Raw genomic sequence first — 24,428 nt, forward strand, 5'->3', positions numbered from 1 at the left:
GCCGGAAAGACATGGGGGAAGGACATGGGGGAAGGACATGGGGGAAGGACATGGGGGAAGGACATCTTCTTTGCTCCTGTTTAGTCATACCGGACTTGCTTGTACTTTATCGTCATACCGGACCTGTTTCTTCATGTCATGCCGGACTCGTTCCGGTATCCATTCTTAGCTTCTGAGCTTGATTAAAAGCTGGGTTCCGGCCAACAGGCACGCCGGAAAGACACTAGTGAATGGGTTCCGGCCAACAGGCATGCCGGAAAGACACTAGATAAGCATGCAGGAAAGACTGTAGTGAGCATGTCGGAAAGACACTAGTGAGTGGATTCAAGCCTTGAGCATACCGGAAAGGTAGTAGTTCAACACGCCAGAGCAACAGTAAGGACGATGGGGATATGTAAGGCAACAGTATAAATGGATTAATGTAAGTTTGGGTGATGTTTTTGTGATTGTGACTGTGCCAGTATCCTATGAAAATCCAATGTACGGGACTTGTTCTCGTAAAGTACTCATGATCATGGGGTTCACCCAGTCACAATAAAGGAAGCAATGATGTTGCAACTAATCGGCGTAGCACGTAGTCCATTCGTATGGAAATTGAGAGTGATTTTAGTCGAAAAAGGCTTGGCTTATACGCTGGTGGATGAATATCCATCGGCAACCAATGACGCCATCATCAAATATAACCCGCTAGGTAAGATCCCAGTACTACTGACTGAAACTCAACAGGTGTTATGTGAATCCAAGTTTATCGCACAATATTTAACGTCTTTCACCGGGGGGATTAATCTCGTGCCCACCGAGATGAATCAAGTGATAGAGGCGCAACAGGTGGAAGTGGTTGCTGATGGTATTTGTGACGCCATGATTGCGATTATTTATGAGCAGCGTCGTGATGAAAAATTACAATGTGCCGATGCTGTGCAACTGCAATTTGAGAAAATATTGCGCGGAGTAAGCTTTTTAAATACTCAAATCGACGCTAAGTCATGGATGGTCGGTGACCATTTCAGTATCGCGGACATTGCCAGTGTAACGGCTTATACCTGGCTGAAAAGTCGTTATGAAGATTATGCTTGGCAAGCAGAATTTACGTCACTCGACGCCCACGCCAGCAAAATCTTAGTGCGTGAATCCATGCAAGTGACACATCCGTTTCTGGCCAACAGCTAACCATTGAGGCAATAAACAGCATGGCAAATTTAACCGGCAAGGTGGCGTTAATCTCTGGGGCAAGTCGGGGGATTGGCGCTGCAACGGCTGAATATTTAGCGGCATGCGGCGCATCAATTGCGATAACCTATTATCACAATAAAGACAAAGCCGATAATATTGTTGAACATATCATTCAATCCGGTGGCAAGGCGATAGCCATTTGTGCCGACGCGGGCGATATCCATCAGGCAAGCTCAGTGATCAAACAGGTGATCAAAGAGTATGGCGAGCTAGATATTTTAGTCAACAATGCCGGTCGGGCCAAAGTCATCGCGTTTGCTGATTATGATTGGGAGACGCTAGATAACCTGATTGATGTCAATATTCGCGGTGTGTTTGCATTATCGCAAGCTGCCGCGAAACAGATGAATAATGAAGGTCGCATTATCAATATAGGCAGCGTCTCTGCACAACGTGCAGGGAGAACGGGTATGACAGGCTATGCATTAACCAAAAGTGCCATACTGGGTTTAACCAAAGCCATGGCGAGAGATCTTGCCGAGCAGAAAATAACGGTGAATGTGATTAATCCCGGTCATATCAATACTGACATGAACCCAATCACAGGGGGATCAGCATCCCAGCGGATTGAATCTATTCCTGCGGCAAGATATGGCGAGACGATGGACATCGCCCAAGCGGTCGCTTTTTTAGCCTCCGATGAAGCGAGTTATATTACCGGCACGAGTTTAACCATAGACGGAGGGTTAACTTGTTAACATAATACTCGGCGGCAGTCATCCGACTGCCGCATTCAACATGCTCAACGACATCCTTTTACTGTCATCTGATCGCCTTTTCGAGTATTTCCTGGTCATTTCCTCATGCCTTCGACCTACACGATCTGTGATATTCCCGATATCATTCAGACATTCCCCATATCCCTAACTATTCTGTCCTACCGGACTTGTTCCGGTATCCATTCTTAGCTTTTGAGTTGAATTAAAGCTGGGTTCCGGCCAGCAGGCGTACCGGAAAGACGAAATGGGATATGTCTTCGACCTACACGGGTCTGTGATATTCCCGATATCATTCAGACATTTCCCATATCCCTATGGGTCAGGTAGGAAATGTCGATCATGCGAGCAGTAATTATCGACCCGGACCTGTTCCAGGATCCAGCTTTTATTTTCAGGTTCACACAGTGGATTCAGGGGGCTGATGGGCAACAATATCTCAACCGCCTAGCAAAGCATTCGAAAGCCTATCCCTAGATGCGAATATGACCCGCGTTCATAATCAATGCAGGCTTGTTTGGCCCGACAGCGCGCAGGTTAAATGAATACGGTGTGATTTAACTTGGGTACAGCAACGTATTTCGGCTGTTGAATACCGAGAGGTAAATAATTTAGGCGAATAGATAACAGGTTTAACCTTGAAGAAACACTAGTTTCGAGAAGGTACATAACCTTGGTTGGTAAAGGGATAAATCTGTTGCATTTTTTATGCAAACACGTATCTTAACTTATTGAAAAAGGAATCTAATTGGCACAAGGAAAGTGAACCTCTCAACATCCATGTCAAAGAGTGTAAAAATCAATTTTTAAATGATTACTTACAGTGAGCCAACTCAAAGTTTCCTAGATGATATCAACTTATAAATCAGTTAATGCAAAAGCATTTCGATTTGGAGCTCTATGTTAAGGTTTAAATCCGTTCTATCTGTGTTGTCTAAATCCTCGCCCTATGCGGTTAGAACACTGCATCAGAATGACGATTCTATCGAGGACCGGATAAAGGATTATCTATTCATCACAACCGATATCGAGCGTGCGTTTAAAGAAGCGCTGATCAATGCGACAGAGGATGACATTATCTTTCTGTGTGGCAGTAGCGGTGATGGTAAGTCTGAAATTTTAACTCGCTATTGTGAAATGTCCATGTTCAAAGGCCGCTACGTTTTTCACTTAGATGCAACCCACAGCTTCTCTCCAACTGCTAATGCAATCCAAACGTTAGATGAGCTATTTGAACAGAACCGTGGCTCAGATAAAACACTGGTCGTGGGTATTAACGTAGGTATGCTTGGGAATTATGCCCAAGAAGGTGCTGAACAGCATAATGATATTAAATCATCTATAAAAAACTTCCTCGAAGGTTCGACTCATCAGGCTAATCACCAGTTCCTTGATTTTGAGCAGTTTCCTAAATTCGTCTTGGGGCAGCAGGGCTACACTGCAGAATTTGTTAAATCACTTTTTCAAAAGCTTACCGCGCCGAGCAATAACATTATCCGTGACCATTACGATCATGAGAAGACACTGCTCAAAGCGACTGACAAACAGTTATGTGCAAACTATGAGCTACTGAGTGATGAGGCAGTACAAGATTCCGTTATAGAGCTGTTGTTTAAAGCTAGGCTAGTAAAGGATCAGTTCTTGACTGCACGAGCACTGCTTGATTTTATATTTCACCTCCTAGCGGGACCTGCTTATCTGTTTGATAATTTATTTACCGGTAGTGACAATGAGCTAGCGAGTAAAATTGTAAATTTTGACCCGGCAAATATTCGTACTCAACATATAGACAAGTTCATATTGTCTAGAAGTCTAGGTTTACCAGATCATGACTTTGAGGTGTTCGTTGAGGCTCTTTCATTAAAAGGGTTTACTACAAGTCTACAACCTGAATCATACTTGAGACTTTTTTACCTATTGAAAAATGCTGAGTTTGGCAATAACTACCATCAATCATTCAGCGATGACTTTCAGCAACAGCTAATAAAGAAATATACTGAAATTTGGCACCTACATTGTCACTTCGATGGTTCTGATGAGCATAAGCTAGCACTGCGTAAGTATTACAAAGATGTAGCGATTGCCGCTATTCACAAATACAACAATCGCAATGCCCCCAAACTCGGCAAAGGTGAGTTCTTCATCTCCGAGCATAATGGATTTCAGCTAGCAGCCGATCTGGAACTGAAGGCCCATGTGACTCAAATAGCGGAAGATGAAGAGATTAAAACCTCACATTTCAACACTTACTTCAAAGTGGGCAAGCGTGTCGTGAAGCTGCCAACCAACATCAATCTCTTGAGTCTGATGTTACGTATTGTCGAAGGTTACCGCCCAAATAAGCACGATAAAAATACAGTAGTGCTTTTAGATGAGCTAGTAGAACAGATTACAGAAGTGGCTAATGGTTCTGACACGCTGCACATATTGAACACAAACGGTAGATACAAAATTACTAATGACGATTTCGATGAATTTGAAGTGAGCGGCCTATAACTATGTTGCTATTAAAACCTGAGTTACAGGTAAAAAATAATACTCTAACCAGTTACTTTCCTATCAGAACCAAAGACAGATATGACATCTTTGATTGGGACAGTGCGCTAGGGCATGTGGTAAAGCAGTCTTATCGAAAAGAGTTTATTCAGTTTAAAGACCCTGCAGATCCTACCGGGAAAAAGAAAAAGCAGTTTGAATTAGCAGATTTTAAAGACGCTAGTCAAAAAGTTTTTATACGTAAGCTGGATGAAGCTGATTTCTGGCCAATACTCGATAAAATGTATTTCGAGGGAAATGAGCTGTTTAAGATCACTCCTGAGTTTCTGCTCTTCAAAACAAACAAAGCTGTAGGTAACACTCCCAATGGCCGTCTCGGCAGTCTGTTTTCAAGTTTACTGCAAGACTTTGCTTTTACAAATAAGCCAAAGTCGCAACTTAACTTTCTCGAGCAGCAGCTCTATGACGTATTGAGCTTACACCTTAAAAGTCAGGACCCAGCAGCGGGTGACTTAGTCAGCAAAGAGGCGCCATACCTACCATTTATGGCTAACCACTTTCAGCAAGATCTTACGTTTTTGAGTAAGCGTCCAAAATACTTACTCTCAATTTTCAAAGATTTTCTTCGACTTTACGCGCATCTATATACTGCACAGCTCGCATTAAATTTAAAAGACTGGCGTTCAGGTGAACCTAAGCCAAAATTGCATTACTTTATTTTGGACAGTGAAAAGGCCAGTGACGAACGCTCTTTAGTTAAGAGTTATGGTCATAAGCAGCTTTCTTCTGCACTTTGGAGCATCTTTCCATATCTGGCGATGAACGAAAGTTTGCAAGATAATAAAAATCAGATCATGCCTATTTGGGCTTTAGCACAAAACTTGGCAGAGCATCCAACTTGTGCAGAAGCACTTGAAAGCTACGCAGCAGATTTTAAAGAAAACAGACAACTCAATACCAGCATATCAAACTCACAAGACCCACTAGATCAGCTCCAAAATTTATTAAGACTTGGTGCTGCACAATTTAGTCGCGGTGAATCCAGATACGACATCAATCTACAATACGTCAAATCGACTGAGTCAGAGCTGTGCTCTCACTTTATTCAAAGTCGAGGCCGTGCGGGGCGAGTCATGGTGTTTAATCAAGATTACCTTCTTTTGTTGACAAACCTTGCAGTGGGCGAGAAAGAAAAGCTACGTTTCCATGAGCTTATCTTAGCGTTCGAATCCAGAGGGGTGTTTTTTGACAAACAGAGTCAACAGGCTCTAATCACATTTTATGAACGCATCGGCAATGTTGAGCGTATGAGTGACAGTGGAGATGCAGTATATGTCCTTAAAACAATTTAATGATTTTCTAGCAGAACAATTTCTAAATTGGGGACAGCAAGCCCTAAAAGCGGGTTTTAGATATCAGTTTCAGTCTCCTGATATGGATAACAGCTTAAAACTGTTTAACTCGATCGTATCAAAATCAGATGGCAGCATAAATGTTAAAGGCACTGAGCTACCTGTAGTGCAGTGTGGTGAAGCACGATTACTGCCAGTACTGCATAGTGAAGACTCGAGGAAATGTGCAGGTTTTACAGAAAACTTCATTTCACATCTGCGTGACGAGGTAGCAGGACAATTTGGTGAACTTGAAGGGTGTGCACTGCTTGTAATACATAACAGTATGTTAGATACCCTGATTAACTCTGCTGAGGATGTCGCGCAACCTGCTAGCATTTGGCACCCTGAGCAGATAAAACATGCCATGCATGATCTGATTGATGACTTCAATGGGACTCGAAAAGTTTCTGAGTGTCTGCTCGAGCACAGGTTTAACCAAATCGTCGACGATGGCGCGACCATGTTTGGCTTTGAAGACCTCTACAATGCGTTGCTCGATGGTGATCTACAGTTCAGTGAGCTTGGCTTACTAAATGACCCCGCGATTCTCACTTGGGACGGCAAACCTGAACAGATAAATAAACGCTTAGAAGAGAACAAGCGTCTCTACGAAGAGCTTGAGCGTATAACCCATCATTTCCCTAATGAATTAGAGGACAAGCTCGCCGAAAAAGATTTCGGTGCCAAGTTTGTCTCTAAAAACTTCGGTGGCGACGACACTGAACGCTGGAAAACTGAGCTTGAATTTAGTGCGTGTAAACAAGAGCAAGAAGCGAACCGCAAAAACCTGCTAGAACTCGAAAGCGAATCCATTTTGCAGGGTGAGCTAATTGCCAAGAATAAAGCCGAAACTAAAGCGGGCCGCAGAGAGCGTCATCTTATCTTGGTGCTGGAGGATGAGCAGCAAGACTTTGGTTTCGAGTTAACCTTTATTGGCGGAAAAATTGAACGCAAGCAGTGTTCGATTATGCACAATAAAACCGATCTTATCGAAATTGCTAACCCGGTTAATTCTGGTGGAAAGCGCAGTCGTGTCACCATCACAGGGCAATACCCGGACAAAGCGACGTTTTTCACTTTTAACCTTAAGCGAGAAAAAACCGCAGAACGTTTCAAGTTTAAAGTGTTAGTCATTAGAAGTGGCGACTTCAATATTGATGCCTTCAGGAATAACTTCTTAATCGAACCTTCATCATCTGCTAAAAAAAGTTCAAGAATTACACTGCAAACTGAAGAAAACAGTTTTGTCATTGGCATTAATGGTGGTCAAGAGGGCGGTAAAGCCGTGCTCGGTGAAATAGGCCAAGTTTTTGATAATGAAGCGACTAGTGAAATAGACTTTGAGCAGATCGCTAATGAATCCGACGAGTTACATTTTATCGTTAAGGGACAAGACTCGTTTTTAACCTTTAACGTAGAAGGGGCCATAGCAACAGATTCGCTGACGCTTCCGCTTATATTAGACAAAGACAGGTTTACTCGCCTTTACCAAGATTCCTATCTAGGCACCTTTAACCGCTCAAAAAATAAAGTGTTACTCGATAATAAAGAGGTCTCGCCTAAGGGCAGGCGTTTAACCTTACTGCAGTGGGAAGCTGAAATTGTCGATAACCTGTTACTCACCAGGCGCGATGAATCACGAACTCCTTTGTATTTAGCAGACATAGAGGCGACATATCCATCGCTGTATGTTGCTTATCGTGCGCTATTTTATTACTACGTACAAAACCGCACGCTACCGAGTCTTTGTAGTTGGGGGCCTGAGTACCGGGTTTTAGCCGGACAGGTTGTTAAGCAATACAATAACGCTATTAGCGCTATTGGTGATGATATCTTGCTCACCCCCGAGCAGAAGCAACTTATCAGTCTGGGCTTCGCCACATTTAGTGGTCAAGATTATATCACGCCGTTCCACCCCTTGGTCATAGCCTACTACTTAGCATTAGCAGAGCGTGTTACTCAAGATGACAGCCATAGTTTTAAGACCTTGCCTAAGGTGACTTTAGATAGGCTAAATGCCCGTGGATTGTTGCCGTTTATTTATGATCCTATTCATGGTTTTGCATTCAGTCAGCTTGAGAAAGAGAACAGTTTCTGGCTTGAGCTAGTGCCACAACAAGACACCAGTTTTTCTTATGTGCGCAAACTGGTCAAAGACAAAGTTGGTGAATTTAAAAATGCCTTCACGGCACTGTTTACCGCAGGACCTAATGCGACCCTTCTGATCAACTCAGTCAACAATAAGTCGAATCATGAAGTTTTCATGGGCCTTGTCGATTTTGTTAAAGCAAACAAAGACAAGGTGTGTCAGATACACGTCAACTTGTACGACGACAAGCTGGTTTATAGTGAGTTCGACAGGTTTGCCGAAACAGCGAGTTACGATGAGCTCAAGAGCTTATATGAGTTAGACAAGGGCGCCATTCGTGAGCAAGCTGACACCATTATCGACCTGCTGCGTACCAGGCTTACCTACAGTAAGTTTGAGAATGGCAAGATAGATGGCAAACAAGCCTATTCACATCTGAGCTTCTTCAGAAATAACAGCAAGGTTGAGCCAAGAGACGTCAATGTCGATAAGCAGCTCAGCGGCGTTGTCTGCCATGGTCTGATGGCGGGAGAAGCTGCTGCAAATAAACAAGGCAGCTATTTCACAGCATTTGGCCTGAATAATGTTGATACTTCAGACTACCCACACCTGCAGATAGCTCAAAAGTTGGGTGGGTTAATCAAACCTGCGTTACTTTCCAGTGAGCCGACGGGTAATTCTAAATCGATGGCGCTAGTGGTGAGCGATAACTTTAGAACCTTATTAGAGCGTTCCTATGAGAGCTCAATCTGGACTACCATTATCGATCCTAAAGTCACCTTAGACTTTTTCGACAATGCCAAAGATATGGTGTTAATTCATTACTCGGATAATTACACTAACTCGGCCAATTACGATGCCATTACTGTTACTCGTCAAACTGACCTGTACAAAAAGGTGCTCGAGCAAGATGAGGGCGGGATAACCGAAGAGTTTAATGCCTTTAATGGCGAGTGGCTGCTGAAGATGATCACCGCCAATGCTAACGAGCGTAAAGAAAAGAAGGGCATTATAGGCGCGTACAAATTCGTAAACTGCTTACTATCTCAATCTGATATTATTTGGGTACCGCTATCGGTCGCTGAGATGATACGTGTGACCGGCAATATCGGCCTTAAGATGTCAGACAGCGACTTTTCACGTAATGTCCAAGGCTACAAGTCTGGTCATATTTCAGATGATGTACTGTTTGTTGGTTTTAAAGACAAGCAAATGTACGTGCTGCCACTAGAAGTTAAAACAGGTATTAAACAGACTCACAATAAAGGGGTACAGCAGGCTAAAGAGCTTAAGCGTTACCTGTGTGAAGACATACTTGGTCGCAATGACTTTGCTGGTATGTTGTACCGTGGCTTATTCATCCGCCAGGTACTCATGCAGATAGACAAGTATGAGCTGTATAACCTCTATTCTGACACATATTTCGATGCATTCTTAGCAGAGCGAGAATGGTGGTTGCAAGGTGATTACGGTATTGCTGATTTAGCTGAGTATCCAGATGGTTTCATGTTGTCTCACGTAGAAAACGATACCTTCTTCGAAGCTGACTTTAATGAAGTCGATGATATCTTAAAAATTCAGCTGCCAATCAGCTATCTTAAACGACTAGTCAGCACGCCACTGCGTGAGTTGATGAATGATGTCCGTCCTGAGCAACTCTGTCATATACCTGAAAAGTATCTGCTCACACCAGAGAATTCGAGTGAAATTAGAAAAATAATCCCAACGAAAGTTGATGATATTGAGATCTGTTTACACGAGGAAAGTGTCGAAATACCAAGAGGTTCAGGACGTGCGATAGAGCTAAATGACTTGTTTCCTGAGAGACATGTAGTAAAGCCTGCTCTTAAGACTGACAAAATAGATGAAAGTGAAATTAGTGCTGATAAACATGTCGAGCTTGAAAAGGTTATTCCAGATACTACAGGCACTAGTAACAGTAAATTTAACAAGTCCTCCGAATCTATTGGGCAGAGCCCGATTGTTCAACGTGAGCAAAGTAATGAACCTATTAAAATCCTAGTGGGTCATGATGTCCGCGATAACGCCGAAGTGTATTGGGAACCGACAAACACAGCCAAGTTTATGAATACTAACTCAGGCATTATCGGCACCATGGGTACCGGTAAAACTCAATGTACCAAATCAGTGGTGACTCAGTTATATCGTCAGCAAGACCGTAATGTCGATGGTAAGCCAATCGGCATTCTGATCTTCGATTACAAGTCCGACTATGTCGATGACAAGTTTTTAACGGCGACTAATGGTAAAAAGTTCAATCTACATAAACTGCCATACAATCCGCTTAGTCTGTTTGGTGATACACCCATGTTGCCAGTGCATACGGCACGTGGTTTCTCTGAAACCATGGGTAAGGCGTTTGGTTTAGGGCAAAAGCAGCAGCTGAAACTGCGTAAACTTATTGGTGAAGCATATGAATTGGCGGGAATCAAGAAGGGCGATCAAAGCACCTGGAGTAAACCTGCACCAACGATAACTGATATCTGGGTACTGTTTGAAGAGACTGAGCCTACTGAAGATTCGCTTTATGCTGCACTCGAAAGCTTATATGAGCTTGAGATCTTCGAAGACAATCATGAGAAGTGCACCAGTTTATATGAGCTGATCGATGGCATCACAGTTATTGAGCTTGCTGGATACCCCTCGGAGATCCAAAACTTAGTCGTAGCTCTGACTATGGACTTGTTCTATTCGCAAATGCAAAAGCAAGGTAAACCAGAAGTGCAGGGCGACTTTAGACAAGTTACCAAGCTGTTGCTTGTCGATGAAGCCGATAACTTCATGTCGCAAAACTTCCCCAGTCTTCGTAAGGTACTAAAAGAGGGCCGCGAGTATGGTGTTGGTGTGATTCTGTCTACGCAAGATATCACTCACTTTAAGACCAGCGAGAATGATTACTCAACTTATATTTTAAGCTGGATTGTCCATCGTGTGTCTCAGCTTAAAAACCAGGACATCAAGTCTATCTTTAATAAGGATGATAAATCAGATCAAGATAACCTGATGAAGAGCATTCGTGAGCTTGATAAACACTACAGCTTGTATGTTGATGGTGATAAGAAGGTGCAGAAGATCAAAGACAAGGCGTTTTGGGAGTTGCTCAATGAAGAATGATGATACAACTGTTGTTAAACCAAAGATGCTGAGCAGAAAGTCACCTGAAGTTATTGAGTATATTCAGATGGTCGAAAAATCTAAAGTTGATGCGGAAGTTGTAACTTTACGTGAGTGGTACGATTCGACTGAAAACCATGGACAAGAGATACTTGAATATATGGTTGAATTTAAACAACTTGGGCGCCTTGGTAAGGAGTTACATAAACGTGGTGTAAATCGGGTGACGGAGCGCTTTGGTGATAATGTGCGTACACTTGTTGAAGCTACTTATCAAAGAGGGCTTCTAGATATAGTCGCGCCATTGTGTGCTTTAGCATGTGTTTTAAATAAGAATTAAGTCAATACCAATATTTTGTGATTGTTAATATTCAAATATATGTAGTTTTTTCTGAAAATATAAATTTTAAGATTTCTAACTGTAAGGTTAGATAAGTCCCGAGTCGGCAAGCAGGCTTGGATCCAATCAATCATTTCGACTCCTTGTTAAAGGCCTTGAAGTGGTTGCTTAAATTTCCCGTCATACTCAAGTTGGTATAGCTACCGCTTAGAGGCACGGTTCAGAAAAGGGGTATTAAAATGCCTAGCAAAACAAGTAAAAGTAAATCGACATCTAAGCTAATTATCGGTGCATTCATTGGCATGATAAGTTTAAGTGTTATGGTTAAAGCTGAATTTCAGGTGGATATTGGATTTCGTATTGAAACACAGAATAATCTGGTTTCAAAAACGAGCACACCTCAGGTCACGAATGAACAAAACATTGTTCAGAACTATAGTTTTTGGGCCAAAACAAGCGCTAGCTCTGAGCTAGAAATGGAAAAAGAATCCCAGTAAACTGATTTTCTAAGCTGTAAATTCATAGGAGGAGTACATACTCCTCCTATTTTTGAAACCGAATATCGCTTTCAAATAACCATCGTAAGATCGTTAATGGCGGCAATTGCCCCCAACTATAAGGATTAAAATGAAGCCACTAAAATTTAAAATTATATGTGATGATTACCGAGTACTGCAAATACCAAATTCAAACGGCCATAAAGCCAAGCTTGGTACAATGTTTGTCAAAGTTGAAGCTTTACCTGAAGCATTAAAAGAATGGACTTCAGTGAACCCTAGAAACCCTAAATTCTCTAAAAAAGAAAAACTATCAGGTCAAGTCGCGCGCTCTATCGTAAAAACCCTGGAAGAAGAACCAGAAAAATTCGCGCTTAAAAATTTGGGGATTTATTTATTAGTTGATACGGCTGAATCAAAACGGATAAGCGGAGATAGGCACGAAATTGACATTACATTATCAGATATTGATAGTCATGGAATTGTAAATGGTGGTCATACGTTTCAAGCCATCCGGCAAGTTGTTGAACAAAATACATATGAAGGCTCTGCTTTTGTTCGCTTGCACCTATATCAAAATATACCAGAAGAGCAGATTGTAGATTTGGCAGAAGGATTAAATAAAAATCTACAGGTTGACCAAGCCAGCTTAAAGAACTTAATCAATAAATTTGAGCCAATTAAAAAAGCTATGTTAGGCCTGAAAGGTGAGAATGAAATAGCTTACTCTGATGGGGAACCTGGTTCTGTTGATATACTCGACGTATTACATATTTTGAGTGTATTCGATTTAAAACAATATCCAGGAAAGGATAAAAACCCCAATGATATTTTTGGTAGTAAGCAGAAAATCCTCAGCCGGTACTGTTCAGATATCGACAATATAGATACTTCATCATTTAAAATTTTGCTTCCAAAAATGCATGAGATATTAATACTCTCTGATGAAATACAAAAAGAGTGTGCAAAAATAACTAGCTATTACAAAATAAAAAATACAGAAGAATCAAATCGTGTGGGTTCAGTAGATCATAAAAGAGAAGCCGTTTTTTCTGATGGTGTGATTGGTGGATTAATACCGCAGGGGTGGTTGTATCCTATGCTCTCGGCATTTAGAGCTAATGTCTGCACAGAATCGTGGAAAAAAGGAGAATTTAATTGGTTAATTGAACCAAGCATTCTTTTACCCGAAGTAATTAAAGAAATGGTTGAAATTATAACCACAGCTCACAAAGAACAAAAAAGTAAACCTGGTGAAGTTGGACGTAAGCCAACAGCATATCAATTATGTTACTTCACTATTTTTATGCATCTTGTTATGTCGGGTCATATTGGTAAATAATTATAAAACATTTATACACTTTAGGCTGAAAATGAATATTTTGGATGAATTAGATGCAGATATTGAAAATGAAACTCTAGATGAAAAAAGGTTAGGTAGATTAAATCGATATAGGAATAACTTTGTGTTATGCCCTACAAACTTTAAGTTTGAGAGGGAGCTTCCTGATCTCACTTGGCGAACTTTCAAACATTGCGAACAAGATCATGAGCTACCTGATGAACAAGGTGTATATATGATATCAATATGTATCGATAGCCAAAAACTACCTACGAACTCTTACGTATTATACGTCGGTAAAGCAGGAGACTTAGGTACTAATAACACTATTAAAAAGAGATATAGAAATTATGTTAACTTTTCCGGTTACAAAAATAGGCCGAGAGTAAAGAGAATGTTGGAACTATGGAGTGGCCATTTAAATTATAGTTATGCTCGTGTACCTGCAAATTCTTCGACAGGAGATATTGAAGAAACTTTAACTACAATATTTGTGCCTCCTTATAACACTGCTGATTTTAGTGCGGAGTTGAAAGATTTACTTAAAGGTTTAAATATTTTATGAATAAAAAATTTTTTATGCCTTGCCTGCGTGGTACATTTGGCAACTGGGTTACATATACGTGTTCTATGAAATTGAAGGATATTGCTGAATTAGTTAAATTTGCTACAGAACTGCATCAAAGTGAGCGTTTATCTGAAATGATTCAGCGAGAACTCAATGATACAAGAGCTGAAGAGATTGCTACTTATTTAACTAGTCGAGAAGACCGGTTTTTCAGCTCATTAGTTGTAGCTGTTTATGATGGAGAACCAACTTGGCACGATATTGGAGGTTTAAGGCCAAATAAAGAAAAGTTAAGTGAAGTAGAAATGCCTGATTATGCTGCAGAAACATTAGGTTTTTTAAGTATAACTAGAGAAGAGAAAATGTTCGCTTTGGATGGTCAGCACCGTTTAGCTGGGATAATTAAAGCGATTAAAAATAAACCATCATTAGCAGATGATTTATTGAGTGTAATTATCGTTGCTCATAAGAATTCAGATGAAGGAATAAAAAGGTCAAGAAGGTTATTTACTTCACTTAATAAAGAAGCTCAACCAGTAAATAAAGAGACTAAAATTGCACTGGATGAAGATGATGAATGTGCAGTTGTGACTCGTTATCTAGTTGAGAAAACTGATTTTATCTCAAGTAAATCAGTATCATACTCAATAGGCTCATTAAGAGATAAAAGTAGTTTTACTACAATTGGGAATATATTTGATTGTAGTGATAAACTGTATAAATTTTATAATAAAACAGATTTAGTTAAAACTAGTTTTTTTGATTTTTGCGTGGAATTTTATGCCGAAACATTTAATTCTTGCAAAGAACTAAACGTTTATCAAGAGCATTTAACGTCTCCAAATAGATTGAAGTATCTTGAAAAATACAGAAATTCTAGTAATGGTGGTCATCTTTTATTTAGACCAATTGGTTGGCATCTATATACGGAATCATTTATTCAGCTAATAGAAAAAGAATATAGTGTTACTGCTGCTGTTAAAAAACTGAATGCTAAAGATTTGAAATTGGAAGGTGAAATTATAGGCAATGCTTTATGGTCTGTTAAAGCCAAAAAGATAATGTCACCTTCAGCTAAAAAGTGGAAAAGTACAATAAAAAAGCTAACCACTTAACATTTCTTAGTTAAAGACTAACTGTCAGTTGATAGTTCTTAAATGTAATTAAATTAATATTCCAACATTCGACCAGTCTTTTAACAGAAAATATATACGTGATAGCTCTGACAGTACCACTTTAAGAACTGTCAGAGTCAGAAGAACTTATTTTGTTGCTATAGCATTTGAAAATTCATTTATGTGTTTATGGTTTCTAATTCCAGCAATTCCATCTTCTACATGCGCAGCCCAGGCTGACATCAATGAGCGACCTTCTAAACCTGGGTATTTAAGTTTAAGTAGCTGTTCACTCACCAACTGCGTGTCACCCATCCAGGTGACTTTATCTAATACTAAATTGCCATCTAGTTTGCGTTCAGTCTCTATAGGTTCTGCAGGTATGTAGGTGAAACCAGATTCAATTGACCTAAATAATGCAATTCGAGATGACACGTTTGGGGCAATCCCCGTGTACTGTTTTAGCTTTTTTAGATTATCTTCCGTTTGTTTGGTTAGATTCATGCGATTAGGTAGCATTAGTTAGCTCCTACTACTTTATTTTGTTGAATGTTACGTTCCCAGAAATATCCTTCACGTAATACCGACGATTTTGTAACGCCATCGAATTTTATCTCGTAGGCATGAGAAATATCATCTTTTAGATAATCACTACTAAAATATGATTCATCGATCTCGGTATCTGTAGACAAGATAATTACCTGATGGCTAGCTTCTGGGAAGTAGTGCTCTATTAGTTTGTTTCTGTGCTTAGAATCGAGGCGACCAAGTGGTGTATCGATAATAATCGGTAGTTTCTTACCCGACGTTTTTCCGAGCGCTTCTAGAATTGAGATGGCATATATTTGTTTTTCACCAGCAGATAAGCCTTTACGGCTAATTACGTGCTTGTTTTCATCGATCAATTCAACATCAAATGTCTTTGTGTTGATACGTGCAGAAAGTTGCAGGTCTTCCTTACGTGCGAGTTTCCGATAGCTCTTGATGAATTCAGTTTCCAGCTGTTTTACTCGTACCGCGGTAAGTTGCTCACTAAACTCAGCAAGCAGTGCATGAGTATTTTGTGCGTTGGTGAGTGAAGCTTCTGCTGTTGAAGCGACTTTATGTTTATCGTGTAGCTTTTGAACCTTACGGGCATAATCTATGGCTTCACGGTATTTTTTCTTTGCCGCTTCAGTGTTATCTCTGTGTTCGACAATAGCCGCTGTGCGATGACTATTGAGCACTTTAAGCGCTTCTAATTGAATTTCAAGTTGTTCTTGTTCTGGTGCTCGAGCAATATTGATTGAGATAGCTGCCACTTGCTCTTCGACTATTGTTAAGCGCTTACGTACAAGGTCAAAACGCTTGCGTGAAGAAGGGGCTTGGTTGTTCACCTGGGCTTTTAGCTGGTCATATTCTCTGTCCGATAAATCCAGTAAAATATCTGTTTTAACTTGCTCCGCTTCTCTCTCAGTTAAACATTCTTTGATTTGCTCCAGTGCGACAAAGGAGTTAGAAAGTGTGAATGATAACTTTTTTTCAAGCTCAACCAGGAAGCCATTTAATTCAGTATTAAAGCTATCTGCTTGTTTAGCTTTCTTCTCTGCTTCCAACTGACTTAGCAAGTTTTTCATCGCATTAGGTGCAAGCGCGAAGGGTAGGTCACCTTCGATTTCAGTTCTTAATGCTCGCTCAAGTTCTTTTCGCTCTGCATCTAACTCAAACTGTTTAGATTTTTCTTGCTCACGACTTTGTGCCCAAGCACCACCTCGTGAAGAAAGTTCTTGTTCAGTTTTTTCGATATCTTTAGTGATAAGGTCAATCTTGGCCAAGCAAAGTGATGACTTATTCGCTAATTCGACCGCTGCGTGTTCCGCTGATGTTCTTTCTGATTCCAGTTTTTCAATTTGAGCTTTGATGTTATCAGGCATAGCAGCCGCGTCATGGCGTCTTAGATAAATAGCTAAGTCACTACGTAACCGCTCAGCAACATCGATTCCTAATAAACGACGTACTGCCGTTTGTAAGACTTCACCAGATTCATCTTCTGCAAGATCGGCAATTTTTTCGCCATCGAAGAAGAATAGGTCCGAAATACCTGGTGGTATTAATTCGTTGAGGAAACTTTGGCATTGATCGTAACTCATGCTGCTAAGCTCTGAATTATCTTGTTCAAGTACCAGTTTATCTTTTTGGCCGCGTTTCCAACCGCGAGTGACACGGTACTCACTTTCAATGCCATTATGGCTATGGGTAAAGATGAGCTGAATTGAAGTTTTATCTACACTGATGCCTACGCCATTATGGATCAGCGCATCGAGTTGCTCCTGATATTGAGCAGAGCTCATGCCTCGACCGAAAGCAGCACGACCATAAAGCGCTACGCGTACTGCCGTTAGGATAGAGGTCTTACCCGAACCATTCAATCCACCAAATAAAATGATGGGCGATGGAGTCGTTTGATGCTTACGGTTTATACGTGGTGCCAGGTCTATTTCGTGTACGCCACGAAATACTCTGAAATTATTGATCACAAGGCTTTTGATTATCATTTTAAAAGTCCACCTTAGCTTGCTTGTCTAGCGCCAGGATTTCAGTCTCGTACTTTTCGATTTGATCTTTATGGATATCAAAGTCTGACTTACTCTGTAGTTGAGCATGTCGCTGTTTAATTTCCTCCAAAGAACCCCAATCCTGCCTAAGTAAGGTACCTAGTTTATCGAATACTCCGGTGCGTCGGCTTAAACCTTCGAGGGAAAGCTCCAGATCGAGAAGTTTCTGTACCATCTCCGGCTCTACCGCATATTTTTCACTTAAATCTTGCAGTATTTGTGCTTCAAGTTCGCCGAAACTAGAGTTGTCATTAATCACCCAGTTAAGGTCGGTACCGAAGACTTCACGATAAATCTTTGGCAGTGTATCGGCCCAATCCGGCTCATTAGGATCGTTGAGCCATTCTTGACGAATAGCATGAAGCTCGGGCTCAGTGACTAAGGTGACAGAATAACCGTTTTTATTAAATTCTCTTTGTTGTACCAATAACTCAGTGAGCCACTCTTTACGATACTTAAGCCAATAAGGTCCTGGCACATGTGCACGCACAGATGATAACTCTTGACCCTCTTTAACACGTTGATAATTAACTTTACCTACACGGCGTTTGAAGTTGCGATAAATATCTTTATTCGCTGGTACATTCGTTTCAGCAAGCTTATTACGGAAGGTGAGTAGAGGTTGCATCCACTCTTCGCCATTTTTAATCAAGCTTTCCATGGCACGATCTTTAGTGACAACAGTACAGGTCCAACAGCCAAATCGAGAGTTTCCACATGATGGTGTGCTGTCATCGATGACCATAGGGCACTCACCTTGATCAGATGAGTCTTTATATAGGTTCCAAAGAGTGAGGTTTTTTCCGCCCCAAGGATTTTCCCATTCAAGGTCATACTCATTTGACCATTTCTTACCTATGCCCATAGGGGAAATAGTCACCTCTAAGCTACAGGCACGAATGAGTTTCCACACATCGTCCATACTCCAAGTATCAATAGGGGTATAGATAAATGCGTTGGCAAGCGTTGTATGCCGTGCAAGTCGAGTGTTTTCAATTTTATGTTTTGCAATAACCTGAGCACGAGAAGCACTTTCTTGACTACGAGAGCCAAGAATAACTATCACCTCATCATGCTGTGAGACTTTATCTTTGATGAAGTCACTAACAGGATCGATCTTCATTCTTTCGGTACACCAACGGAAACTTTGTGTTGGGGCTGGATAGCCTTTGCCCAATAAACAGGACCAGAATGTTTGGTGCGGTTTTGGCAATACCTTATGTGTCGTTAACGGTAAACCATCACGCCTAGCTTGATTACCGATGCTTTCGAGTGAACGGTTCACATGATCTACAACGAGTGGTGTTTCAACTAAGGTATCCGAAGCGACGACGTAAACGGGTTTAGTTCGTTTGCTCTCGTCGAGTGACAATAAGGCCAGGTAGATCAGAGTAACGACAGCCGTTGAGTCTTTACCGCCACTATAACCTATGACCCAAGGACGGTTATCGGAACAATAAACACTTTGAACATCATCAATAAAATGTTGAAGTAAAAAGCCTTCATTGCTTTTTTGCTCGCGCAATAAGTCACGACATAAATTCATACTGACTTGATGCTTTAATGAATCATCAAGCTTGTTATATTTATCTAACTCTACGGGTAAAGTGTCACTATTTTTATATCGCTTGAAGCCGGCAAAGAATTCTTTTTGAATATATTCTAACTGCTCATCGTCTAGCGCATCGGCTTGGAATAAATCAGCCATTAGATGCCTCACTACTTGGTATATGTTGGTTTTCTAGGGCTCGCTCTTCCGGAGTTAATGAAAGTGACAAAGTTTGTTTAAGTGCGTTGGTGGTCAACATGATGTTGGTAGACGCTTTACTTAACTTGCCATGTAGCATGCTTCGGTGGGCCCATACAGGATTGGATTTTCTCCAATCGACATTTTTTAATTGCTTAATTGTTTCTTTCCATTCATTAGGTTGTGCTGTAATTAATGAACAACCTAATGAGCCCAAGGCATGCAATCCAACACCATGTGCATGGATATATTCTTGCCTAAATTGGGAAGGGGATAACTCTTTTTTTATTACCATTTGCCATTCAGGAGTGGCAGCAAAGACAGCTTGCCAATATTCAGAAGCTAATTGCTTCTCTTCATCAGTGAAACTGTCTTTCATGCCTTTACCCAGAAGTGCTCGGTTTGCTTGCTTCAAGCTGCTCAGAGTGAAGAGCTTACCGCTCTTAGAGCTGATGCTTGATTTCTCCATCTCAGTAAAACCTTTAAAAGGTTTAATGCTCTGTGCCAAGTGTCTGGCAAGCTCGGAGCTCTCGTCTCTGTGATCGTACAATGCACCTAAGGAAGGGCTGGGTTTCACTGCATATTTGTTCAGATCGGCAAACATCTGCTGGCTTCGCTCAAGACCTTCATCGACAAAAAACAACACAGGTATGTTGTCATGGGCTAATTCAGGTTGTTCTTTTATTGCGGCTTCGATTGCGGCACGTCTGTGCTGACCGTCATTGATAAGGATTTGAGCATCCATAGGTATTTTTAATGTACCTAAGTTGGGTGTATCCAGATGGTCACTTTCTTCGAAGGTGACTGTTGAAGCCACTGAAACTGTTAAGGCCGAAAAAACATAGCCTTTGGGGTTGTCTACAAGATAACGTACCATCTCTGGGATACGTGATTTATTTAACGTACGCTGAGCCCTTAGCTCTGGTGGCACTTCTTCTTCGTCAAACACGAAGATTTTAGGAATAGTGCTTAAGGGGCAAGTCGCTATGTAGAAAGGCTTTCCAGCTTGAATCCCCCTCACTGCTGGAAATGAAAAACAATAACCATCTTGTGCGCTTCTCATGGGAACTCCTAACGTGAAACATGACGTTAATTAAAGTTTAGTACGTCAACGTATCACGTCAAATCTAGTGTAAGACGTTATAGGTATAACGGGGAAGGTGGCTATTCTAGTAGATTATGACATGCAATGCACGGAGGAAAAGCAGAATCTGTGTCTTCAGTTTAATAAGTAGTCAGGTTAGTTTATAAAAGCGATAGCTCCGAATTTCAAGGCCTTTTGGCTTCAAATTTGATGTGACATCACTCAAGTTACAGGGCCTTTTGTTGTCTTCAAAAATATCTATTTTCTTCAATCGCTTATCAAATGAAATTTGTTTGTTGAAGTCTTCGAATGTTTCATCCTGAAACTGGCTCTTGTATATCAGTGGTGGTCGTTTGTCTTTTTCTACATAGTCAAAAAAATCGACATCCAACTGCCACATTTTTACCTTGATACGTTCACGCAGGGTGGGCAAGGGGCTGGTATTAAAGTCATCGTATCCCATAAAGCTGACTTTGCCTGAGGTGATATGAATTTTTACTAAATCTATTTCATCTAGCTCACCGTAGAGTTGTGCCGCTGCGCCTACGTATATCCGTAACAGTGCCGGTAGATAAGGCAGGAATTTTTTGTGAAGCTCTAGTGAGTGGCCTAAGTTTAGCTTGCTGGCTGGTAGCGATTCATGTGCTTGAATACAGGCCAGCTCAATCTCTTCAGTATTGGCGATACGGTAAAGCAAAATTTTTGATTCGGCCAGTGCCACTTTATAAGTGTCGAAGAACACCTTGATGTCACGTTTCTGCTCTTCGGGTAGATGTTGGTAGCCTTTGTGCTGCTCAAACTGACATAAAGCGAAGTACACCAGTAGATCTTCTCGACGCATCTCAATCGCAGCTTCAAATTCGCTAGTAGCCAGTTCACCTTGAACTTGGAGTAGTAACTTGAGCGCTTTCTTGGCATTACCAAGGGCTAAATTGATATCAGCTATTTCAGAAAACTCCTCTAGCACCGGCAGTCGCCCTAGCTGTAAACATCGATCCCAAAACCGATTGAGTAACTCATGATGCCGGGTAAACAGTAATCTGGCTTGCTCTTCACTAGTGGGAGTCGGTGCTGTAATTTGTTTCCAGGCATGGTGACGTTTGAAGCGTCCAGATAGGAAGCGCTGTTCCTCAATCTTATCTTTAAAGACATAATAAATACCAGGTGCGATGGCGATAGCATTCTCATCCAGCGTGCGCTCGATATATCCTTTGAGCTCTGCCTGTGCATAGTACTTTTGAAAGGTGTTACGGGAGGTGATGACACCATCTTTATACGGCGTGAACTGGCTGATGTATTTGTCATTGGCTAACATGGCCGATACCACCAGTAATTTATGCGTAAGTTGCCACGCGCCTATGAGGGCTTCACTTCTTTCAACCTGATCTTCAATCACATTGATCACGAAGCCAATATTGACCAGATCTGAGGTAAGTTTATCGTCCTCGGGCCTGAATTTTGGATCCCAGCCGATAGCATCTAGCCCGTGAGCCTGTAATTCGGTTAAGTCATCACCGCGGCCGCAGCCATAATCAAAAATCGTATAGTCACCATTAAGATAACCTTGCTTGGCCAGCTGTTTCATTGGTGCTGAGAGTTCATGACGCACAATTGCTGTTTTATGACGGTCAATTGATGATGCTTGTTCACTATTATCTGGCGACGTGAGGGCAGAACTGCGAAATAATCTGCCATCGAGTAGAGTATAACCGTGCCGCTCTATTACTCTTAACCAAGACTGCTTAAAGCCTATCATACGACTGTTATCGTAGAGCCCCGCATTTTCTCCCTCTTGGGTAATGTATTCAAACTCTTCGTAGCTAGTGTGGTGTGTGGGCAGCATGGTTTCTTTGCGATGCAGAATAGGCGGGTTATCGCTATTTGTATAATCGACAATGCGGTGGCTTAATTTATTGAGATCTACGGTGACACTCTGTGTGAGCGATGGATAAGCTTCGGTGAAGAAGGAGGGATAAGAGAGTAAGGATAATCTGAACTCATTACGGGATAACTTAACTATGTGCCAGTCTTGAGTTTCAATTTTAAGTGCTTTAGCGACTGCGTGGATAAACTGAGTAAGCGACGCTTCTAGCTCACTGAAGCTATCTTTATGTAGATAAACGGCGTCGGGTAATTTTTTCCCTAAGGGGATGTCACGAATTAGGTGAGTAAACTGCAGTGCGTCCATGTTTTCCCTTAATGATTAATCTTTAGCAGTTAGTCAGACGGAGTATCCAACAGATATAGGTAGCTATTACCTTTCTTTTTAAAGACTAACTCACCGCTCATTCGTTTATGCATCAAATCACAACCCGATATTCCAAGTTTCTGCATGGCCTCTTTGCTAGTCAGCCACTTGCTACTTTCGATACCTTCTCTACTGGCCAAATTGGCTATCGATTGTTCGAGGTGCTTACCTTTTGGGTCATTACTCATCTGTACAACCTTAGTAGTTCAGCCGTTTAATCATGGCCACGACATCGTTACCTGATGCTCTGTTTCCAGGCGTCCTGCGCCCAGAAATTTGATTGGTATTCATTAACTGTACGAACTGATTCATCTCAGGTCCATAACTGATATGTAGCGGCCGTGACTTGCCATAATAGTAGATACGATCAAATTCTAGGTTTTCTGCAATCCAAACTATGACTTCATCCATTCTGCCAGCCATATAATCCACCTTAAAGTCGACCGCAGCCCCCAAGCGTGTGCATATCAATTTACCCTTGCTGTTTAGCTCATGGCAAGTATGTTGATCAAGATTAGGCGCTATGTGGGGATTATGATTGTGTGTAATCGCCCGTGACAGCTCTGGCGAGCAAAAGCCATAGGTGAGGGTGATAGGCCCAAATTGATCCACAATAGGGTCAAGCAGATGAACGGCTAATTGTTGTAATGCGTCGAACGTTTGATCTTGAACCGGAATGTTAGTCACTTTACCAAGTCTAGCTGTATCACTACACTCGATTAAATCTTGATAGTTGAAATGTCGGCTGGCTTGAGCTGTTATTTTAGGCCCATAATTTGAGGCCTGATTGTGGATTAAATTTTTAGCACGTGATTGTTCAGTCATTAAGAAGACATTATTGTTTTTCTTGTGATATCTAAGATGTCTATACACCTTTTAATTGCACTTTTTGTCTGCGTCATATCGAGTAACCCCGTGGCTGTGACTGATGGGAAATCTTCATGATAATTAGCCAATGTAGTATTGATCTTGCCACTTTTCTTACCTTTGCCTAATATGTTAGCTGTGTCTGAGTTAAAAACAGACTCCCTGAATTTATTCACATCATCAAAGTTTAACCCTTTGGCTTTAGACTCTAATTTTATTGAAAGTTTTCGAGTTTTTTGGCTAATACGAAGATATGAGCCTAGTGATAATTGTTCATGCTCTTGCCAGTAGAAGTAGCAGCCTTTGCTACTGGCATAACCTGATAAATTGAAACCCTCATAATGCTTACTAAGTTCAGTAAAAAAGCCATTCCATGTAGTGTCGGACCAATCTTTTACCAGTATTGACTCGTAAGATCTAGTTTCTTCAATCATACATTTTAGATGCTGGTAGTAATCCCTTAAAATGCCTACAGGTAACTGATTTTCTTCAGTCTTGAACGAATCTATAAAATCATATGCCGTGTATATCGAGTAACCAGCTGTTTTGACTGAGCTATAATCTAGCTGCACTCCTGTTTTAAAGTAAATAAAACTCATTCTATGATCATTAAATTCACTTTCTATTTGCTGTTTATAACGTTGCAGTTGATCTGAATGCTCTGCGGTATTCGTTTTATCTTCAATCACAATACAATGGTTATCATTGATCACCAAGAGCACATCAATATTCTTGTACTGCTTGTATATTTTTACGCTTTTGAGTTGGTCTGGACAAGTTTCATTACACTTTTCTAGGAGTGAAGTTAGGAAAGTTTTACCGTAAGAATGTAGTGCAGGATCGAACTGTTCATTTACAGGATTAGCCCACTCAAGTAGCCAACAAATGACTGCATCCTGTGATAGCTCACTTGTCGCATATTCGAATATGTTTGGTGCTTTTTTTGTCATGATAATTCCTTTA

At 41.1% G+C, this 24,428-nt stretch carries 18 protein-coding genes; 10 read left to right on the forward strand and 8 right to left on the reverse strand.

Annotated features, from left to right (window positions below; translation table 11 throughout):
- The first annotated feature begins 549 nt into the window (after positions 1-549).
- The 10 genes from HRU42_RS13110 to HRU42_RS13155 all read left to right on the forward strand — a co-directional run bounded on the left by HRU42_RS13110 (position 550) and on the right by HRU42_RS13155 (position 14,925).
- Positions 550-1,170 (forward strand): glutathione S-transferase N-terminal domain-containing protein, encoded by a 621-nt coding sequence (locus tag HRU42_RS13110; RefSeq protein ID WP_295031775.1) that lies wholly within the window; start codon positions 550-552, stop codon positions 1,168-1,170.
- A 20-nt stretch (positions 1,171-1,190) separates the two neighbouring features.
- Positions 1,191-1,931 (forward strand): SDR family NAD(P)-dependent oxidoreductase, encoded by a 741-nt coding sequence (locus tag HRU42_RS13115; RefSeq protein ID WP_295031776.1) that lies wholly within the window; start codon positions 1,191-1,193, stop codon positions 1,929-1,931.
- A 918-nt stretch (positions 1,932-2,849) separates the two neighbouring features.
- On the forward strand, positions 2,850-4,445 hold the full coding sequence (gene dptF / locus HRU42_RS13120) for a DNA phosphorothioation-dependent restriction protein DptF (RefSeq protein ID WP_295031777.1): 1,596 nt from the start codon (positions 2,850-2,852) through the stop codon (positions 4,443-4,445).
- A 2-nt stretch (positions 4,446-4,447) separates the two neighbouring features.
- Positions 4,448-5,797 (forward strand): DNA phosphorothioation-dependent restriction protein DptG, encoded by a 1,350-nt coding sequence (gene dptG / locus HRU42_RS13125; protein ID WP_295031778.1) that lies wholly within the window; start codon positions 4,448-4,450, stop codon positions 5,795-5,797.
- Positions 5,778-11,063 carry a DNA phosphorothioation-dependent restriction protein DptH gene (gene dptH, locus HRU42_RS13130; RefSeq protein WP_295031779.1) on the forward strand — a complete coding sequence of 1,762 codons (5,286 nt, stop codon included), beginning with the start codon at positions 5,778-5,780 and terminating at the stop codon, positions 11,061-11,063. The genes dptG and dptH overlap by 20 nt, the downstream gene beginning before the upstream one ends.
- Entirely contained in the window at positions 11,053-11,403 is a 351-nt protein-coding gene (locus HRU42_RS13135) for a hypothetical protein (RefSeq protein WP_295031780.1), read from the forward strand. The genes dptH and HRU42_RS13135 overlap by 11 nt, the downstream gene beginning before the upstream one ends.
- A 239-nt stretch (positions 11,404-11,642) precedes the next feature.
- Positions 11,643-11,900 (forward strand): hypothetical protein, encoded by a 258-nt coding sequence (locus HRU42_RS13140; RefSeq protein WP_295031781.1) that lies wholly within the window; start codon positions 11,643-11,645, stop codon positions 11,898-11,900.
- A 130-nt stretch (positions 11,901-12,030) separates the two neighbouring features.
- Positions 12,031-13,242 carry an AIPR family protein gene (locus HRU42_RS13145; RefSeq protein WP_295031782.1) on the forward strand — a complete coding sequence of 404 codons (1,212 nt, stop codon included), beginning with the start codon at positions 12,031-12,033 and terminating at the stop codon, positions 13,240-13,242.
- Between the two features lie 31 nt (positions 13,243-13,273).
- Complete coding sequence (locus HRU42_RS13150; RefSeq protein ID WP_295031783.1) at positions 13,274-13,807, forward strand: hypothetical protein; 534 nt, start codon at positions 13,274-13,276, stop codon at positions 13,805-13,807.
- Positions 13,804-14,925, forward strand: coding sequence for a DNA sulfur modification protein DndB (locus HRU42_RS13155; protein ID WP_295031784.1), 1,122 nt, complete (start codon positions 13,804-13,806; stop codon positions 14,923-14,925). The genes HRU42_RS13150 and HRU42_RS13155 overlap by 4 nt, the downstream gene beginning before the upstream one ends.
- Before the next feature lie 147 nt (positions 14,926-15,072).
- Here HRU42_RS13155 and dndE read toward each other — a convergent pair whose 3' ends face one another.
- The 8 genes from dndE to HRU42_RS13195 all read right to left on the reverse strand — a co-directional run bounded on the left by dndE (position 15,073) and on the right by HRU42_RS13195 (position 24,415).
- Positions 15,073-15,444, reverse strand: a complete 372-nt coding sequence (dndE, locus tag HRU42_RS13160) for a DNA sulfur modification protein DndE (RefSeq protein WP_295031785.1) — start codon at positions 15,442-15,444, stop codon at positions 15,073-15,075.
- Positions 15,444-17,459 carry a DNA sulfur modification protein DndD gene (gene dndD, locus HRU42_RS13165; RefSeq protein WP_295031786.1) on the reverse strand — a complete coding sequence of 672 codons (2,016 nt, stop codon included), beginning with the start codon at positions 17,457-17,459 and terminating at the stop codon, positions 15,444-15,446. The genes dndE and dndD overlap by 1 nt, the downstream gene beginning before the upstream one ends.
- A gap of 1 nt (position 17,460) precedes the next feature.
- Entirely contained in the window at positions 17,461-19,227 is a 1,767-nt protein-coding gene (locus HRU42_RS13170; protein WP_295031787.1) for a DNA phosphorothioation system sulfurtransferase DndC, read from the reverse strand.
- A complete protein-coding gene (dndB, locus tag HRU42_RS13175; RefSeq protein WP_295031788.1) occupies positions 19,220-20,329 on the reverse strand; it encodes a DNA sulfur modification protein DndB in 1,110 nt (369 codons plus the stop codon). The genes HRU42_RS13170 and dndB overlap by 8 nt, the downstream gene beginning before the upstream one ends.
- A 172-nt stretch (positions 20,330-20,501) precedes the next feature.
- Positions 20,502-22,538, reverse strand: coding sequence for a DNA phosphorothioation-associated putative methyltransferase (locus HRU42_RS13180; RefSeq protein ID WP_295031789.1), 2,037 nt, complete (start codon positions 22,536-22,538; stop codon positions 20,502-20,504).
- Between the two features lie 29 nt (positions 22,539-22,567).
- Positions 22,568-22,786, reverse strand: a complete 219-nt coding sequence (locus HRU42_RS13185; RefSeq protein WP_295031790.1) for a hypothetical protein — start codon at positions 22,784-22,786, stop codon at positions 22,568-22,570.
- A 10-nt stretch (positions 22,787-22,796) separates the two neighbouring features.
- Positions 22,797-23,423: a hypothetical protein gene (locus tag HRU42_RS13190; protein ID WP_295031791.1), complete on the reverse strand. Its 627-nt coding sequence runs from the start codon at positions 23,421-23,423 to the stop codon at positions 22,797-22,799.
- Positions 23,423-24,415 (reverse strand): PD-(D/E)XK nuclease family protein, encoded by a 993-nt coding sequence (locus HRU42_RS13195; RefSeq protein WP_295031792.1) that lies wholly within the window; start codon positions 24,413-24,415, stop codon positions 23,423-23,425. The genes HRU42_RS13190 and HRU42_RS13195 overlap by 1 nt, the downstream gene beginning before the upstream one ends.
- Between the last annotated feature and the right edge of the window lie 13 nt (positions 24,416-24,428).

It is taken from the genome of Shewanella sp. (assembly GCF_013214165.1).
Taxonomy (GTDB): Bacteria; Pseudomonadota; Gammaproteobacteria; order Enterobacterales; family Shewanellaceae; genus Shewanella.